The sequence below is a fragment of the Enterococcus cecorum genome, assembly GCF_052119425.1.
Taxonomy (GTDB): Bacteria; Bacillota; Bacilli; order Lactobacillales; family Enterococcaceae; genus Enterococcus_E; species Enterococcus_E cecorum_C.
In genome coordinates this window covers 1-1,096 of the sequence record NZ_JBQKFH010000088.1, presented here as the reverse complement: position 1 = coordinate 1,096, position 1,096 = coordinate 1, and the positions used below count along the sequence as shown (strand labels likewise).

At 50.3% G+C, this 1,096-nt stretch carries 1 rRNA gene; it reads left to right on the top strand.

Annotated elements, in window-relative coordinates:
- Window positions 1–1,096: ribosomal RNA gene (locus ACTQZM_RS11870) — 23S ribosomal RNA — on the top strand; the annotation flags it as partial.

Here is a 1,096-nt window from a genome sequence, read left to right as displayed (position 1 = left end):
ATCCTGAGTACGGCGGAACACGAGAAATTCCGTCGGAATCTAGGAGGACCATCTCCTAAGGCTAAATACTCCCTAGTGACCGATAGCGAACCAGTACCGTGAGGGAAAGGTGAAAAGCACCCCGGGAGGGGAGTGAAATAGAACCTGAAACCGTGTGCCTACAACAAGTTAGAGCCCGTTAATGGGTGATAGCGTGCCTTTTGTAGAATGAACCGGCGAGTTACGATTGCATGCGAGGTTAAGTTGAAGAGACGGAGCCGTAGCGAAAGCGAGTCTGAATAGGGCGATAGAGTATGTAGTCGTAGACCCGAAACCATGTGATCTACCCATGTCCAGGTTGAAGGTGCGGTAAAACGCACTGGAGGACCGAACCAGGACACGTTGAAAAGTGTTTGGATGAGGTGTGGGTAGCGGAGAAATTCCAAACGAACTTGGAGATAGCTGGTTCTCTCCGAAATAGCTTTAGGGCTAGCCTCGGAAGTAAGAATGATGGAGGTAGAGCACTGTTTGGACTAGGGGCCCATCTCGGGTTACCGAATTCAGATAAACTCCGAATGCCATTCATTTATATCCGGGAGTCAGACTGCGAGTGATAAGATCCGTAGTCGAAAGGGAAACAGCCCAGACCACCAGCTAAGGTCCCCAAATGTATGTTAAGTGGAAAAGGATGTGGGGTTGCACAGACAACTAGGATGTTGGCTTAGAAGCAGCCACCATTTAAAGAGTGCGTAATAGCTCACTAGTCGAGTGACCCTGCGCCGAAAATGTACCGGGGCTAAACATACTACCGAAGCTGTGGATTGTACTTACGTACAATGGTAGGAGAGCGTTCTAAGGGCGTTGAAGGTAGATCGTGAGGACTGCTGGAGCGCTTAGAAGTGAGAATGCCGGTATGAGTAGCGAAAGACAGGTGAGAATCCTGTCCACCGAATAACTAAGGTTTCCTGGGGAAGGCTCGTCCGCCCAGGGTTAGTCGGGACCTAAGCCGAGGCCGACAGGCGTAGGCGATGGACAACAGGTTGATATTCCTGTACTCGTTGTTTTCGTTTGAGCAATGGAGGGACGCAGGAGGCTAGGAAAAGCAGACGAATGGAAA